We start from the raw sequence: 15,450 nt of genomic DNA on the forward strand, positions 1-15,450 counted from the left end.
GAAGCTGGCGGGGTGCAGGTCCTGGTGCTGGGCCCGGTGCGGGTCCGGGCGGACGACGGCACGCCGATCGAGGTCGGCGGCGCCCGTCTCCGCATGCTGCTGGCCCGGCTCGCGCTCGACGCCGGCCGGCCGGTGGCCGCCGACCTGCTCACGGCCGGGCTGTGGGGCGACACACCGCCGGCCGACACGGCGAACGCCTTGCAGTCCCTGGTGTCGCGGCTGCGCAAGGTGCTCGGTGGCCCGGCCCGGCTGACCTCGTCGGACGCTGGTTACGTGCTGAAGGTCGAGTACGTCGACGCCGACCGCTTCGAGGAGACGGCCGCTCGCGGCCGTCGCGAGCTGGCCGCCGGACGGCACGACGAGGCCGCGAGGCTGCTGGGCGAGGCACTCGGGCTGTGGCAAGGCGATGCGTTGTCCGACGTGCTCGACGCCCCGTTCGCCCGGCCGCCCGCGACGCGCCTCGAGGAGCTGCGGCTCGCGGCCGTCGAGGACAGGTTCGAGGCGGAACTGGAGTTGGGGCGGCACGCCGACGTGCTCGCCGACCTGGAGACGGCCGGCCGCGCGCACCCGTTGCGGGAACGCCTGGTCGGCCTGCGCATGCGCGCGCTGTACGCGGCGGGGCGGCAGTCCGACGCGCTGGCCGTGTTCGAACGGACCCGAGTGATCCTCGCTGAGGAACTCGGTGTCGACCCGTCCACCGAGCTGCGCGACGTCCATCTCGCGGTGCTGCGCGGCGAGATCGCGTCGGCCCGTCCCGAAACCGACCACCTGCCGGTGCGGCTGACCAGTTTCGTCGGCCGGCGGGACGAACTGGACCACGTGGCGCGCGCGCTCGACGCCGGCCGGCTGGTCACCGTGATCGGGCCTGGCGGCGCGGGGAAGACCCGGCTGGCCACCGAGGCCGCCGCGCGGCATCCAGCGCACCGGCGCGGCCGGGTGTGGTTCGTCGCGCTGGCCGGCGTGCGCGACCCCGGCGACGTCACCGGCGCGGTGGTCAGCGCGCTGGACATGCTGCCGATCCGCCGGTCGCACGCGATCGAACCGGTCGACGCCGTCGGCCACATCGCGGAACTGGTCGGCGGCGGCGATGCAGTGCTGGTGCTGGACAACTGCGAGCACCTGCTGGACGCCGCGGCCGAGTTGGCGCACGAACTGCTGGCTCGCGTTCCCGGCCTGCGCGTGCTGGCCACCAGCCGGGAACCGCTCGCCATCACCGGCGAGGCGCTGTGCCAGCTCGGTCCGCTCGACGCGCCGGAAGCGATGCGGCTGTTCACCGAGCGCGCGGCCACCGTCCGGCCCGGCTGCACGCTGGAGGACGACGCCGTCGCCGAGATCTGCCGCCGCCTCGACGGCCTGCCGCTGGCGCTGGAACTCGCCGCGGCGCGCCTGCGCTCGATGACCGTCGAACAGATCGTGGAGCGGCTGAACGACCGGTTCCGGCTGCTCACCTCGGGCAGCCGGGTGGCGCTGCCGCGCCAGCGGACGCTGCGCGCGGTGGTCGAGTGGAGCTGGGACCTGCTGGCGGAGCCCGAACGGGCGCTGGCCCGGCGGCTGGCCGTTTTTCCCGGCGCTGTCACGGTTCCCGCGGCCGAAGCGGTGTGCGCGGACGAGTCGCTGCCGGCGGACGACGTCTTCCCCGTGCTCTGCTCGCTCGTCGAGAAGTCCATTGTGGACATCCGCGACGGTCGGTACCGGATGTTGGAGACCATCCGCGCCTACGCCGAGGAGAGACTGGACGAGGCGGGGGAGCGGGACGCCGTCGCCGGCCGGTTCGCCGAGCACTACCTGCGCATCGCCGAAGCCGACGAGGCGGCGCTGCGGTCGGCCGACCAGCTGCGGGCGATCGCGACGTTCGAGGCCGAGCACCCGAACATGATCGCCGCGCTGCGCCGGGCCATCGACGCCGACGACGCCGTGACCGCCTGCCGGTTCGCGCTCGTGCTCAACTGGTACTGGCTGGTTCGCGGCTGGCACGAACAGCTCGGCGAGTTCATGCCGGGCGTGCTGCGATTCGAGGGCCGTGTTCCCGCCGACACGGCCGCCGCGCTGCGTGCCGTGTACGCGCTGATCGACGGCGTGCCTGCCGCCGGCCTGGCGCGGGCGATCATCGACGACTGCGTGCGCAGCGGCGCGATCGAGCGGTTTCCGGCGCTCTCGCTCGTGGTGCCGCTGCTCGCGTTCGTGGTCGGCGAGCACGAGTTGGCCGAGCGGGAGACCCGCCGGGTGCTCGCGCGTTCCGATCCCTGGGCGCGGGCCTGCGCGCACTCGGTGCAGGCGTCGATGTTCGACAACGCGGGCGATCTCGTTGCGGGAGAACGGGTCCGTGCGGAAGCGCTGGCCGGCTTCCAGGCGGTCGGCGACCGCTGGGGCATCGCGATGACGCTCGGCATGCAGGCCGCCGGCAACTCGCTGCGCGGCGACCACGAGCGGGCCATCGCCCAGTACCAGCACGGGCTCGCGATGGCCCGCGAACTGTCGTCGGTCCAGGACATGGTGCAGCACCTGTACCGGCTGGCGTTGGAACGCATGCGGGCCGGGGACGTCGAAGGGGCGATGCGCGAGCTGGACCAGGCCGGTCAGCTGGCCGACCAGCCGGAAACCCACGCCATGGTGCGGTTGGCGACGGCCGAGCTGGCCCGCCGCAGCGGCGACCTCACCCTCGCGCACGTGGCGCTCGACAAGCTGCGGCCCGAGCTGGATGACCTGCCGCCCCACGCCGGGGTGGCGGCGGAGATGCTGACGATGACCACCGCGGCGTTGCTGATCACCGAAGGCAGGTCGGAGCCGGCGCGGGAGTTGCTGGCCGGGGCCCTGCGGAAGGCGACCCCGCCCGACGGCGCACGGGCGGCGGAGCTGGCCGGCCGGCTGTTCGCGCTGGAGGGCAAGCCGGAACTGGCGGCGTCGACGCTGGGCCTGAGCGAGGCCATCCGCGGCGCTTTCGACGCCGGCGACCCGGAACTGGCGACGTTGGTGGCGAGCCTGTGCGGAGAACTCACCACCAACGCCTATCGGGCCGCCTACGACCGGGGCGCCGCCCTGTCGAAACCCGAGGCCATCGAACGCCTGCTGGCCGAGTTCAGCTGACGCGCCTGCGGTAGGCGCGCATCGCCAGCGGGAAGAACACCAGCACCACCGCCGCCAGCCACGCCAGCCCGCCGAGCAGCGGACCGGCCACCGGACCGCCGGTGAGCAGGCCGCGCATCGCGTCGGCGAGCCGGCTCACCGGGCTGATGTCCGACCACGCCCGCAGGAAGCTCGGCATCGTGGCGCTGGGCACGAACACGTTGCTGCCGAACGTCAGCGGGAACACGATCGCCATCATGATGTTCTGCACGGCGGCCGGCGTCGGCACGAGCATGCCGATGAACACGGCGATCCAGCAGAAGCACAGCCCAGCCAGCACCAGCGTCGCGATCGCGACGAGCACCGACAGCGGATCGGTGTGCACCCGGAAGCCCATGATCATCGCCATCCCCAGCAGCACGCCGATCGCCACCAGGTAGCGCACGACGTCGGCGAGCACGGCCCCGACCAGCGGCGCGGAGCGGGCGATCGGCATGGCCCGGAACCGGTCGAACACGCCCTTGTTCACGTCGGTGTTCAGCGCCACGCCGGCGGACAGGCTGGCCATCAGCGTGTTCTGCACGAGCAGGCCCGGCGTCAGCGTCTGGAGGTACTCGCCGGTGCCGCCGGCGATGGCGCCGCCGAACAGGTAGACGAAGACCACCAGCAGGATGATCGGCTGGATCGTCACGTCGACCAGCTGCTCCGGGTTCTTCCTGATCTTCACCAGGCCCCGCCACGCCAGCGAGAACCCGTGCCGCAACGCCTTGGCCGGGCTGACGAAGCGGGTCGGCGGCACTGCGATCGTCGTCATTCCGCCACCTCCGCGACGGGTTTTCCGGTCAGCGCCAGGAACACGTCGTCCAGGCTGGGCAGGCGCAGCGCCAGCTCGTCCACCACGATGCCGGCGGTGTCCATCCGGCGGACCACCGCGGACAGCAGGACCGGATCGGACACCGGCGCGGTGATCAGGCCGACGTCGTCGTCGCGGGCCGGGATCATGCCGGTCAGGTCCGCGACGATGCGCGCCACCGCGTCCATGTCGGCGGCGGAGTTCGGGCGCACCTGGATGGTCTGGCCGCCGATGCGCCGCTTGAGCTCGTCGGCCCGCCCCTCGGCCACCACGCGTCCGTGATCGATGACGACGATGCTGTCCGCGAGGTTGTCGGCCTCGTCGAGGTACTGCGTGGTGAGCAGCACGGTGACACCGTCGGCGACGAGCCGCCGGACCATCTGCCACACCTCGTTGCGCGCGTGCGGGTCGAGGCCGGTCGTCGGCTCGTCCAGAAACAGCACCTGCGGCCGGCTGACCAGGCTCGCGGCGAGGTCCAGCCGCCGCCGCATGCCGCCCGAGTACGTCTTCACGGCGCGGCCGGCGGCCTCGGTCAGCTCGAACTGCTCCAGCAGTCGCACCGCCCGGGCCTTCGCGCCGGCCCGTGACAGGTCGAGCAACCGCCCCAGCAGCATCAGGTTCTCGGTGCCGGACAGGTCCTCGTCCACCGACGCGTACTGCCCGGTCAGTCCGATCAGCGAACGCACCCGATGCGGATCGCCCGTCACGTCGTACCCGCCGACCATCGCGCGCCCGGCGTCCGGCCGCAGCAGCGTCGCCAGGATCCGCACCGTCGTCGTCTTGCCCGCCCCGTTCGGGCCGAGCACCCCGACCACCTTGCCGGCGGGCGCGGCGAGATCGACCCCGTTCAGCGCCGCGGTCTCCCCGAATCTCTTGACCAGGCCCTCCGCCTCGATCGCGAGCGACATCCTTCCTCCTTCACGGTCGCTCACGACACCATGACGGGCAGCGCTGGCATGCCGCGCACAGCGCGCTGGCAGCGGCTGCCAGCGCCCGGAATTGTCAGGGGGTCGGGGTACTTTCCGACGCCATGGTCACTGTCGAGGACATCCGCGCGCTGACGGACTCGCTGCCGCGCAGCTCGGAAGGCGTCGTCCGGGACCGGGTGAAGTTCCGGGTGGGACGGCTGGTCTACCTCGCGCTGTCGCCGGACGAGACGATCATGGGGTTCGCGTACCCGAAGGAGCACCGCGAGGCGCTCGTCGCGGCGGAGCCCCACAAGTTCCAGCTGCCGAGGCCGTCGGACATGCGCTACAACTGGGTGCGCGCGACGCTGGCGGAACTCGACGCGGACGAGCTGGCCGAGCTGGTGATCAACGCCTGGACGATGTGCGTGCCCAAGCGGGTCGCGGCGGCGTACCTCGAGGCCGGCATTTCCTGACAGAATGCCGCAGGCTGGCGTACGTGACGCTGGGAACCATCCACGGCGCGGCGGATCTGCTCCGCGAGGTGATCGGCGGAGTGGCGAAACTCGGGATGCGGACGCTCGTGGCGATCGGCCCGAGCGCGGACCCGGCCGAACTCGGCGCGCTGCCGGCTTCGGCGTCGATCGGGCGCTGGGTGCCACAGGCGCGGCTGTGGCCGTACGTCGACGTCGCCATTCACCACGGCGGCAGCGGAACTGTGCTCGGTGCGCTGGCCCACGGCGTCCGGCAACTGATCATTCCGCAGGCGGCCGACCAGCCGGCCAACGCACGGGCGATCACGCGGGCGGGCGCCGGCCGGTACCTGGCGCCGGCGCAGGTCACCGCCGATGCCGTGGCCGAAAGCGTGCAGAACATCGTGTCGAACGGGTCGTTCGCAGACGCCGCGCAGCGGTTGCGGCGGGAGATCGAACAGATGCCGTCACCGGCCGACTTCGCGGCTCAGCTGCCGGACCTGCTCGCCCGGTGACGAAACGGCCCGAGGGCCGGCATCGGTGATGCCGGCCCTCGGGAGCGGATCGACCGGATCAGATGTTCGGCGCGAACGCGAGCGCCGGCACGAACCGCGCCGCGTCCACCGTGCCGTTGCCGCTGGCCAGGTCGTAGCCCGGACCGGCGTTGTAACCGACGACGGTGTGCGTGGTGCCGTCGCTGTTGGTGAACGGACCGAAGGTGTTGTTGCCCTGGGTCACGTCCACCTCGCCGGTCAGGTTGCGGAAGTGGGACAGCGCGTACAGCCGGCCGTTGATGTTGCCCAGGTCGTGGCCGGCCAGCTGGTCGGCCATGGCGACCACGCCCGCGAACTCCGGGCTCGCCTCACTCGTGCCGCCGACCAGGTGGTAGCCGACGCGGGTGGGGTCGAACGAGAAGTACAGCACGACCGCGCCGTCGACCGCCGCGCTCAGCGAGATGTCCGGCGTGCCGCGGTGGTTGCCGGTCACGCTGCGGACGCCCTCCTGGAAGCCCGGACGCGGGAAGACGGTGGACAGGCCGCCACCGCCGGCGCCGCCGCCGACCGTGTTCAGGTCGTTCCACACGACGTCGGGCTGGAGGCGGTTGCCGTTGTCGTCGAGCGTCAGCATGGTGCCGCCGATGGACGTCACCAGCGGGTCGGCCGACGGCCAGCTGTTGACCGGCATCGTGTACAGGTCGCTGCCGTTGAGCTGGGCGTCGGTCGCGCCGTCGTCGCCGGAGCTGGCCAGCACGGTGACGTGGTGGTCCTGCGCGTTCTGGAACGCCGACCGCAGGTTCAGGATCGACTGCTTGTTCGGGAACGTCTGCTCCGTAGCGCCGAAGCTCTGCGTGATGACGTCACCGAGGTGGTGGTCGATCACGTAGTTCTCGGCCTTGACGATCTCCGGGAAGCCCTGCACGCCCTCGGTCTCCGACACCGGCGTCTCTTCGAGCAGGATCTTCGCGCCCGGCGCGAAGACGTGCGTCCACTCGACGTCGAGCGTGGTCTCGTCCGCCCAGCCGAGCATGTCGCTGTTGGTCGGGTCGAACGGCGGCACCGGGCCGGCGTCCTGGCGGACCGTGAGCGACGGCGGGTCGGGCAGGCCGAAGGTCTGGTCGAACACGTGCAGGTCGTTGGCGATCGTCGGGGAGCCGAACGAGTCGACGATGACGATCGTCTTGCCGCGGCCGTCGATGCCGTGGTCGTGCAGCGCCGCCAGGTCGTACGCCTTGGTCAGCTGCGACGGCTGGTAGCAGTGCAGGCCGAAGTTCTGCAGGCAGAACGACGTGGTCGGCGGCGTGGCCAGGGTCTTGCCGTTGATCGGGAGGCTGATGTACGGGTGCGGTGCGACCGAGTGGGCCGCCGACGCGGTGGTGGCGGTGGTTCCCGCCAGCAGGCTCAAGGCCCCGGTGGCGACCGCAGTCGCCGCCGCGAGCCATCGAACCGAACGCAATGCCATGGCTTTCCTCCTCAGCTGGGGAGCGCACACGCAGGGGTGGTGTGCGAGGGCGGTAGCCCGCCGCCCGGGTGGGTAATCGCCGGTGGGGAGCTCGGTGTTGCATCCGTAAAGGCCAGCTGACCAGGAACTCCGGAATGTCCGAATGCGACAGCGCCCTACTATGTGGCGGTGCAGATGGCGCTCGCCGAGACGTTGGCCGGACTGCGCAGCGGCCGCGGCCTGTCCCAGGAGCAGTTGGCGGCGCGGAGCGGGATCAGCGTCCGGGCGATCGGCGAGATCGAGCGCGGCGCCACGCGGCGCCCGCACCGTGAGACGCTCCGTGCCCTCGCGGGCGCGCTGGACCTGACGCCGGAGGAGCAGGACGCGTTCGTGCGAAGCGCCCGGTCGGCGCCGCCGCCGGACACCCGACGCCGGCGTCCGGCGGCCCGCCCGGCGCTGCCGGCGCCGGTCACCTCGATCGTCGGCCGCTCCGACGACCTCGCCGCCGTGCTGCGGCTCGTCCAGGATTCCCGGCTGGTGACGATCACCGGCACCGGCGGGGTCGGCAAGACCCGCCTGGCGGTGGAGGTCGGCTGGCGGGCGGCGGGCCGGTTCGACGCCGTGCACGGCCTCGACCTGAGCCCGTTGCAGCACCCCGACGACGTCCCGCAGGCGCTGGCCGAGTCCCTGCGGACGCCCGACCCGGGCACGCTGATCGGCGGTGGGCGTTGGCTGCTGGTGCTCGACAGCTTCGAGCACGTCGCCGCTGCTGCCACCACCGTCGCCGCGCTGCTGGCCGAGTGCCCGCGGCTGACCGTGCTGGCGACCAGCCGCTCGCCGCTGCGGCTGCGTGGGGAACACCTGTGGCCGCTGGCTCCGCTGTCCATTCCGGACGGAGACGATCCGGCAGGCCTGGCCGACAATGCGGCGGTCCGGCTCCTGGTCGAACGCGCTGCCGCGGTTCGGCCGGGGTTCACGCTCACCGCCGACAACGCCGCCGCGATCGCCGCGCTGTGCCGGCGGTTGGACGGCTTGCCGCTGGCCCTGGAACTCGCCGCGGCCCGACTGCGTACGCAGGCGCCGGCGCAGGTCCTCGCCCAGGTCCGCGACCTGCACGGCGACGCCGTCGACCTGGCGGACCGGCACCTGAGCCTGCGCCGCACCGTCGAGTGGAGCACGCGCGGGCTCACCGATTCCGACCGGCGGTTGTTCGGCCTGCTCGGTGCGTTCGCGGGCGGGGCCGATCCGGTCGACGTCGAGGCCGTGCTCGGCGCGCCGCCGTTGGCGCTGGCCACGCTCGCCGCGCACAGCCTGGTCACCGTCGCGGACCGGGCCGGCGATCCCCGTATCGGCATGCTCGACACCATCCGGGAGGTCGTGGAGGACCAGCTCACCAGCGGCGCCGACCGGGACGCGCACGCCGGCCACTTCCTGGGCCTGGTCCGGGACGCCGATCCCCGGCTGGCCGGCGAGCAGGACAACGTGCGGACAGCCGTCCAGCATGCGGTGAGCGCCGCGCGGGGTCTGTTGGACGTGCCGACCGTGCGCGCCTTGACGCACCACTATGTGGCCCGGGGCCGGTTGGCGGAGGGACGCCGGATGCTGACCGGCGTCGCCAGTGCCGCGCCGACCGAGCCGGCTCGGGCCTGGGCCCTGCACGGCGCCGCGGTCACCGCCAACGAGAGCGGCGATCCGGAGGCCGCGCTGGCGCTGGCCACGGCTGCCGTCGACACCTTCGGCGACGACCCGGACGGTCGGGCCGCGACCCTGACGCTGATCGGCAACGCCCACAAGTTCGCCGGCCGGTACGACGAGGCCGCCGCCGCGTACACCGGTGTGCTGGAGCAGGCCCGGATCATCGGCGACGCGCGTCGGGAGACGATCGCCTTGAACAACCTCGGGGCACTCGCGCACGACCGCGGCGCGTACGAGGAGGCGCTCGGCTACCACTCCGCCGCGTTGAGCCGTAAGCGCGAGATCGGCGACCGGCGCGGCGTCGCCGTGGCCCGGCTGAACCTCGGGGCCGTGCGGAACGACACGGGTGATCACGCCGTCGCCGGTGCCCTGCTGACCGAGTCCGCCGCCGCGTTCGCAGCCCTTGGCGAGCCCGGCTCCGAGGCGTTCGCGCTGGCCCTGCTGGCCCAGTCCCAGGCCGGCCTCTCCCGGTGGGACGAGGCAACGGCCACCGGCCGCCGAGCGCTGGATCTGGCCCGGCAGGTCGAGCACGCCCAGGCCACCGGCCTCGCGCTGCTCGCCCTCGGCCAGACCGCCGCCGCCACCGGCGACCCGACCGGTGCCGCCGACCTGTTCCGGGAGGCGCTGACCTTCCCGCTCGGCCTGCCGGACCAGGCTCGGATCCGCGAGCACCTGGACGCCCTTCCCGGCGCGACACAGGCCGTGCCACAGGCGTGATGCCCCCATGGTGCGGCCGGCCGTGCCCCATGGTGCGGACCTGCGGCAGCAGCCCGATTCTGCCGGCTTTTCCGCCGGTTCGGCCTGGAGTCGACGCGCGGTGATCTCTAGCGTTCCCGGCGTTTGTGGCGGGTCACCGCCGTGTCTCATTCCCGAGGAGTCGCATGCTGCATCTACCCCGCGTGATCCGCGCGGCCGCGCTGGTTCCGCTGGCGGTCGCCGCCCTGGCCCTGACCGGCGTCACCCCCGCCAGTGCGGACCGGGTCATTCCACCGCCGGTCAGCGGCGACGTGGTGTTCTGGCAGACCAACACCGGCGGCAGCGGCAGCCACTGCATGCAGATCGACCAGTGGCGCGCCGACGACTTCGCCCCCGTCGACCAGTTCGGCTGCGACTACGCCGCCAACCAGGGCTGGACGCTGGGCCAGGTCAACGGCGATCCGAACGTGTTCTGGATGAAGAACGCCAGCTCGGGCAAGTGTCTGGACGACTACGCGTTCGGCATGGGCCAGGGCAACCCGATCATCCAGTACAAGTGCCTGATCGGCACGAACCAGCAGTGGCGGATGATCTGGAGCTACAACGACGGCAACGCGCAGTTCCAGAACGTGAACAGCGGCCTGTGCCTGTCGGTGGACGGCATCAACTCCAGCGACTACCGCCGCTTCGTGCAGAACCCGTGCTACGGCTTCAGCAACGAGCGGTTCGATCCGGTCTATCTGCGCTAGCAGGGGTTTCGTCGCGGCCTGCGCGTCCGGCAGGCCGCGACGTTCGCGGGTTGACCCTGACCGTGCGTCAGGGTTGAAGCCTTGTCACATGACCGACAACCGTGTTTCCCCGCCTCCGATCGGCGGGCTCCAGGAGATCGACGGCCGGCACGTTTTCGTGCATCGGACGGGAAGCGGCGGCCCGGCCGTCGTCTTCCTGCCGGGGGCCAGCATGGTCGGCCTGGACTACTTCCTTGTCCAGCACCAGGTATCGCCGTTCGCCACCGCCGTCGTGTACGACCGCGGCGGCACCGGATACAGCGACCCGCTCCCACTGCCGCGCACCGCCGCTGCGGTCGCCGACGAACTGCACGAGCTGCTGCGCGCCGGAAACATCGCCGGCCCGTACGTTCTGGTGGCGCACTCCCTCGGCGGCGCGTACGCGCACCGGTTCTCCCAGCTGTATCCGCAGGATGTCGCCGGATTGGTCTGGGTGGACGCGTTCCACCGCGACTGGGACGACTTCATGCCGTCCGAGGCGGGCCTGGCCGCCGGCCAGCAGATGGCACCCGATCCGGCGCAGCTCCGGCAGATGCGTCCGGCCCTGCGCGAGATGTACGCCGAGCTGTTGGCGGACTACCCCGAGCACCTGCGCCGGACGCTGATCGACGCCCACGTGCGTGAGGACTGGCTGCTCGCCGGTGCCGCCGAGCGCGGCAACCTGGTCGAACTCGCCGCCGAACTCCGGACCGGGCCGGACCTTCCCGACGTCCCGCTGATCGCGCTCACCGTGGCCGGCGTCGACCCCGCGCAGCGTGCGCTGACGACGGCACGCACGCGGCAGGGGGTATCGGAACAGGCGATAGCCGAGGGAAAGAGCAAGATGGTGGCGGCGCTGGTGAGCTCGGTGTCGGACGGCGAACTGCGCGTGGTCGCGGACGTCGGCCACAGCCAGCTCTGCTTCCGGCGCGCCGACGTCGTGGCCCAGGCGATCCGCGACGTCATCGACCGCGCCTAGACTCGGCGGGCGGAGGGGGACGATGCTCACGATCAGCCAGCTCGCGGCGACCGCCGGCGTGACCGTGCGTACCGTGCGCCACTACCACCAGGTCGGCCTGTTGCCCGAGCCGGAACGCGATGCCTCCGGGTATCGGCGGTACGGCGCGCAGGCGGCGGTGGACCTGATCCGCATCCGAACGCTCGCCGACGCCGGCGTGCCGCTGGCCCGTATCGACGCGGTGATGCACGCCGAGCCGGCCGAGTTCGCCGCGGCCATGGCCGACATCGACGGCGAGCTGCGGCGCAGGATCGACCAGTTGACCGAGCACCGCCGCCGGATCGCCGCCCTGTCCGGCGGCGAGCGGCTCGTCCTGCCGGCCGAGGTGGTCGCCGTCCTGGACCGGATGCGCGGACTGGGCGTCAGCGAGCGGACGGTGCGACTCGAGCGGGACGCGCGGATCCTGATGCAGATACTGGACCCCGGCAGCGCGCCGCGGTGGATACGGGACAAGAACGCGCGGTTCGACGACCCGGCGAAGACGCGGCTGTACCTCGCCTGCGACGAGGTGATCGACTGTGCCCCGGACGATCCCCGCGTCGGCCGGCTCATCGACGAACTGGACGCCTGGCAGATCGAGCACGAAGGCGACATCAGCCAGCCGGAACTGAAGGTGCTCGACTCGCTGATCGCCGAGTCGTCACCGGCGTGGCAACGGTTGATCGAGGTGCTCAACCACCGCGCCGAGCGGCGCCGAACCGCCGTTTCCGGCACGGCGGCGCGGCGACGGGTGGCAAGCTTCGATCCGTGAACACCGTCGTCACCCAGATCCTGACCATCGCGGGTGTCCTGCTCGGCTCCGCCGCGACGTTCGTCGTCACCACCTCCGCCGAGCGATTACGGTGGCGGCGCACGCAGTCCGCGCGGTGGGACGACAAACGGCTGGCGGCCTACACCGAGTACTCGAACGCCGTGAAACGCATGGTCCGCCTGTGTCGGCGGATCGCCGAGACCAGGAACCTGCTCCCCACCGGCCGGCCCGTCGACGTCGACGCCGCGTTCGCCGAGCTGGGCGAGGCGGAGACCGCGCGCACCCTGACCTGGGAAACCGTGTTGCTGCTGGGTGATCCCGCCACGGTCGCCTCCGCCCGGGCCTGGCACGAGCAGGTGTGGCGGCTCGAACGCATCCTGCGCGAGGGCGGCCCCGACGAGGCGACGTTCGTCGAGGCGTACAAGACCACCATGCTGCGCCGCAACGAGTTCTACGCCAGCGCCCGGGCCGACCTCGGCGTCGGCAGCGGCGCGTTGCCCGAACTCACGTGGAGCTCGCTGCAACCGCCGACCGACCAGTGAAGATCCGGCCGGCGAGGGCTCGCAGTGCGGGCATCGGCCCGTCGCCCGGTCGGGGCAGGACCTGGATGGCGACGTGGTCGGCGCCGGCGTCGAGATGGCGGTCCAACGCCGCGGCGACAGCCTCGGGTGTGCCGTGCGGGACGAGGTCGTCGATCAGCCGATCGCTCCCGTCACCTGTCACGTCGGCCTCCGCATAGCCGTGGCGCAGCAGGTTGTTGACGTAATTGGAGAGCCGCAGGTACGGCTCGGCGACGAAGTCGCGGCCACGCCGGCGGCCCTCGGGCGGGTCCGCGTCGACGACCACCGTCTGCTCGGGGGCGAGCAGCGGGCCCGGACCGAGCAGGCGGCGGGCCGCCCGGGTGTGGGCGGGCACGGTCAGGTAGGGGTGGCTTCCCGCGGCGCGGCCGGCGGCGAGCCGCAGCGTTCGCGGCCCGAGGGCGGCGAGGATCCGATGGGCGGCGGGAAGTCCTTCGGCGTCAAGGGTGTCGAGGAACGATTCCATCCGCCGCCGAGGGGAGCGGTAGCCGGTGGTCGACTCCGGGTGGCCGAGGCCGATGCCCAGCAGCAGACGGTCGCGATGGGCGGGCGACAGGCGGTGGTAGGACGCGGCGAGCGCGACCGGGTCGTTGGTCCACATGTTGACGATCGCGGTCGCCACAGTCACGTGGCTGGTCGCGTCCAGGACCCGCTCGACCAGTCGCAGGTCGCTCACGTCGCGCTGACCGAGGCCGAGCCACACGGCGCCGTACCCCAGCGCCTCGGCCTCGACGGCCTGCTCGATGCGGCTCGAATCGTCGTACACGGGGTGGAGCCAGGCCCCGTACCGACCGAGTGCGATCACGGCTCGATGACCAGCTCGGCGATGCGGCCGTCGCGCAGGGTGAACCGGAAGCGCAGGTCGACGACGCCGCCGGGGAAGTTCCCCTCGAGGTGGTGCACGGCGACGTAGTGCTCGTCGTCGACGCGCTGGGTGGCGATGAGCTCGGTGGTGTACGTGTACTCGCCGCCGGCGCGGCCCAGCCAGTCGCGGATCTCCTGCTTGCCGCGGTAGGTCTTGCCCTCGTCGACGACGACGGCGTCCTCGGTGTAGCCGGCGACGGCCGGGTCCAGGTCACGGGCCTGGTGGGCGGCCAGGTATTCGGTGATCACCTGCGGGAGGGTGTCGATCGGTGTGCTCATGCCTTCACGCTGCGGTCTCCCGCGGGGAGAGGGTCAAGCGCCTGGCACGCGGAGGGTGCACAGTGGGGGCATGTCCCGTGGACTGACGATCGGCGAGTTCGCACAGCTGACGCATCTGAGCGTGCGGACGCTGCGCCGCTACCACGAGTCCGGGCTGATCGAGCCCGCGGCGGTCGACCCGTTCAGCGGGTACCGCTACTACACCGCCGAGCAGATCCCCACCGCGCAGGTCGTCCACCGGCTGCGTCAGCTGGACGTGCCCCTGGCCGACGTGGCGAAGATCCTCGCCACCGAGGACACCTCGGAACGCGCCGGCCTGGTCGGCGAGCACCTGCGGCGGCTGGAGGCCGAACTGGACCGCACGCGCGCCGCCGTGACCTCTCTGCGCCAGCTGCTCCAGGCTGACGACCGCCCGCCACACGTCGAACTGCGCTCGGTTCCCGCCAGAACGGTCGCCGCGGTCGAGGGAGTCGTCGACCACGACGAGGTGCTGTCCTGGTACGCCGACGCCATGGCCGAACTCGACGCCGCCGTCGCCGGCAAGTCGTCGCTCGGGCCGCCGGGCGGCCGCTACGCCAACGACCTGTTCACCGGCGGCCGGGGAGCGGTGCTCGTCTACCGTCCGGTCGCCGATCCGCCGACCCGGGGGCGGGTGACGCCGGTCGTCCTCCCGGCGGCCGAGCTCGCGGTCGCCGTCCACTTCGGACCGCACGACGACATCGACGTCACGTACGGCCGCCTCGGCGCCTGGGTGGTCGACCACGCGCTCGCCGTGGACGGTCCCGTCCACGAGACCTACCTCGTCGGACCTCGTGACGACCCGGAGCCCGGCTCATGGCGGACCGAGATCGGCTGGCCCGTCTTCCGGCTGGCCGCGAAGTGACCCTGACCTGGCACTAGGACGGATCTAGGACACGGTTTCGTAGCGTCGGCCGAGGAAAGCCGGTGTTACGAAGGGAACCGCAGTGAAACGTTCGGTCAAGGCAGCAGTGGTGGCGGCCGCGATTGCGGCCGCCGCTCTCACCTCAACCGGAGCGGCCCAGGCCCACATCGTGTGGACCGCCGGCGCGGAGCTGGTCAACCACCACACCGGCGGCTGCCTGTACGGGAACCGCAACACCGAGGTGGCCAAGATGGTCCAATGCGGGCTCGACGCCGCCGACGGCTCGCAGGACTGGGAGCTCGTCAGCGCCCGGCCGGACACGGGCTACGCCAACGTCCAGATCAGGCTGTACTTCTCCAACCTGTGCCTGGTGGCCTACGGGCACGGCACCGGGCCGGGGCAGATCGGCGGCTCCAGCGACGTGGAACTGGCCACGTGCGACAGCAACGACCCGTCGCAGATCTGGGCGATGACCTCGGCCGCCCCGCGCACCGGAAACTACGCGCACCTCAACTTCTTCACCTTCGGCCAGCGCACCTGCCTGGACGGCGGCATCGGGGTCTACGGATTCCCCGAGGAGGGGTGCAACGCGGGCAACAACTACCAGGAGTGGGACTACCACCACGGTCAGTTCAACGACGACGGCTCGCGAATCTGACCCCTCGCACTCTCGCCGGCCCCGAGCTC

Annotated in this window: 15 protein-coding genes; 10 read left to right on the forward strand and 5 right to left on the reverse strand. The window is 72.1% G+C overall.

The window, feature by feature from the left end:
• The first annotated feature begins 12 nt into the window (after positions 1-12).
• Positions 13-3,084 carry an AfsR/SARP family transcriptional regulator gene (locus BCF44_RS21470; RefSeq protein WP_116176150.1) on the forward strand — a complete coding sequence of 1,024 codons (3,072 nt, stop codon included), beginning with the start codon at positions 13-15 and terminating at the stop codon, positions 3,082-3,084.
• On the opposite strand, the gene BCF44_RS21475 is transcribed toward BCF44_RS21470, so the two are convergent.
• Positions 3,077-3,877, reverse strand: a complete 801-nt coding sequence (locus tag BCF44_RS21475; protein WP_116176151.1) for an ABC transporter permease — start codon at positions 3,875-3,877, stop codon at positions 3,077-3,079. The genes BCF44_RS21470 and BCF44_RS21475 overlap by 8 nt on opposite strands.
• The gene (locus tag BCF44_RS21480) at positions 3,874-4,824 is read right to left on the reverse strand and encodes an ATP-binding cassette domain-containing protein (RefSeq protein ID WP_116176152.1); all 951 of its coding nucleotides are present in this window, start codon (positions 4,822-4,824) and stop codon (positions 3,874-3,876) included. Before BCF44_RS21480 ends, BCF44_RS21475 begins: the two co-directional genes overlap by 4 nt.
• Positions 4,825-4,946: 122 nt before the next feature.
• Between BCF44_RS21480 and BCF44_RS21485 the strand changes: the two genes are divergently transcribed.
• Positions 4,947-5,297: an MmcQ/YjbR family DNA-binding protein gene (locus BCF44_RS21485; RefSeq protein WP_116176153.1), complete on the forward strand. Its 351-nt coding sequence runs from the start codon at positions 4,947-4,949 to the stop codon at positions 5,295-5,297.
• A 23-nt stretch (positions 5,298-5,320) separates the two neighbouring features.
• Positions 5,321-5,809 carry a glycosyltransferase gene (locus BCF44_RS21490; RefSeq protein WP_116176154.1) on the forward strand — a complete coding sequence of 163 codons (489 nt, stop codon included), beginning with the start codon at positions 5,321-5,323 and terminating at the stop codon, positions 5,807-5,809.
• 58 nt (positions 5,810-5,867) lie between these two features.
• Here BCF44_RS21490 and BCF44_RS21495 read toward each other — a convergent pair whose 3' ends face one another.
• Positions 5,868-7,253: a S53 family peptidase gene (locus BCF44_RS21495; RefSeq protein ID WP_116176155.1), complete on the reverse strand. Its 1,386-nt coding sequence runs from the start codon at positions 7,251-7,253 to the stop codon at positions 5,868-5,870.
• Positions 7,254-7,427: 174 nt separating this feature from the next.
• Between BCF44_RS21495 and BCF44_RS21500 the strand changes: the two genes are divergently transcribed.
• The 5 genes from BCF44_RS21500 to BCF44_RS21520 all read left to right on the forward strand — a co-directional run bounded on the left by BCF44_RS21500 (position 7,428) and on the right by BCF44_RS21520 (position 12,701).
• Positions 7,428-9,644 (forward strand): ATP-binding protein, encoded by a 2,217-nt coding sequence (locus BCF44_RS21500; RefSeq protein ID WP_246015444.1) that lies wholly within the window; start codon positions 7,428-7,430, stop codon positions 9,642-9,644.
• Between the two features lie 164 nt (positions 9,645-9,808).
• A complete protein-coding gene (locus tag BCF44_RS21505; RefSeq protein WP_246015372.1) occupies positions 9,809-10,372 on the forward strand; it encodes an RICIN domain-containing protein in 564 nt (187 codons plus the stop codon).
• Between the two features lie 88 nt (positions 10,373-10,460).
• Positions 10,461-11,369, forward strand: a complete 909-nt coding sequence (locus BCF44_RS21510) for an alpha/beta fold hydrolase (protein ID WP_116176158.1) — start codon at positions 10,461-10,463, stop codon at positions 11,367-11,369.
• Positions 11,370-11,391: 22 nt separating this feature from the next.
• Positions 11,392-12,159 carry a MerR family transcriptional regulator gene (locus BCF44_RS21515; RefSeq protein ID WP_116176159.1) on the forward strand — a complete coding sequence of 256 codons (768 nt, stop codon included), beginning with the start codon at positions 11,392-11,394 and terminating at the stop codon, positions 12,157-12,159.
• A complete protein-coding gene (locus BCF44_RS21520) occupies positions 12,156-12,701 on the forward strand; it encodes a hypothetical protein (RefSeq protein WP_246015374.1) in 546 nt (181 codons plus the stop codon). Before BCF44_RS21515 ends, BCF44_RS21520 begins: the two co-directional genes overlap by 4 nt.
• Here the strand turns inward: BCF44_RS21520 and BCF44_RS21525 are convergent.
• Both BCF44_RS21525 and BCF44_RS21530 read right to left on the reverse strand, forming a co-directional pair.
• Entirely contained in the window at positions 12,664-13,542 is an 879-nt protein-coding gene (locus BCF44_RS21525) for a TIGR03620 family F420-dependent LLM class oxidoreductase (RefSeq protein ID WP_342775628.1), read from the reverse strand. The genes BCF44_RS21520 and BCF44_RS21525 overlap by 38 nt on opposite strands.
• Entirely contained in the window at positions 13,539-13,880 is a 342-nt protein-coding gene (locus BCF44_RS21530; protein ID WP_116176160.1) for a nuclear transport factor 2 family protein, read from the reverse strand. Before BCF44_RS21530 ends, BCF44_RS21525 begins: the two co-directional genes overlap by 4 nt.
• Before the next feature lie 70 nt (positions 13,881-13,950).
• On the opposite strand from BCF44_RS21530, the gene BCF44_RS21535 reads away from it, so the two are divergent.
• Positions 13,951-14,763: a MerR family transcriptional regulator gene (locus BCF44_RS21535; protein ID WP_116176161.1), complete on the forward strand. Its 813-nt coding sequence runs from the start codon at positions 13,951-13,953 to the stop codon at positions 14,761-14,763.
• An 82-nt stretch (positions 14,764-14,845) separates the two neighbouring features.
• The gene (locus BCF44_RS21540) at positions 14,846-15,421 is read left to right on the forward strand and encodes a ricin-type beta-trefoil lectin domain protein (protein WP_147328573.1); all 576 of its coding nucleotides are present in this window, start codon (positions 14,846-14,848) and stop codon (positions 15,419-15,421) included.
• The last annotated feature ends 29 nt before the right edge of the window (positions 15,422-15,450 follow it).

It is taken from the genome of Kutzneria buriramensis, from assembly GCF_003387475.1.
Lineage (GTDB): Bacteria > Actinomycetota > Actinomycetes > Mycobacteriales > Pseudonocardiaceae > Kutzneria > Kutzneria buriramensis.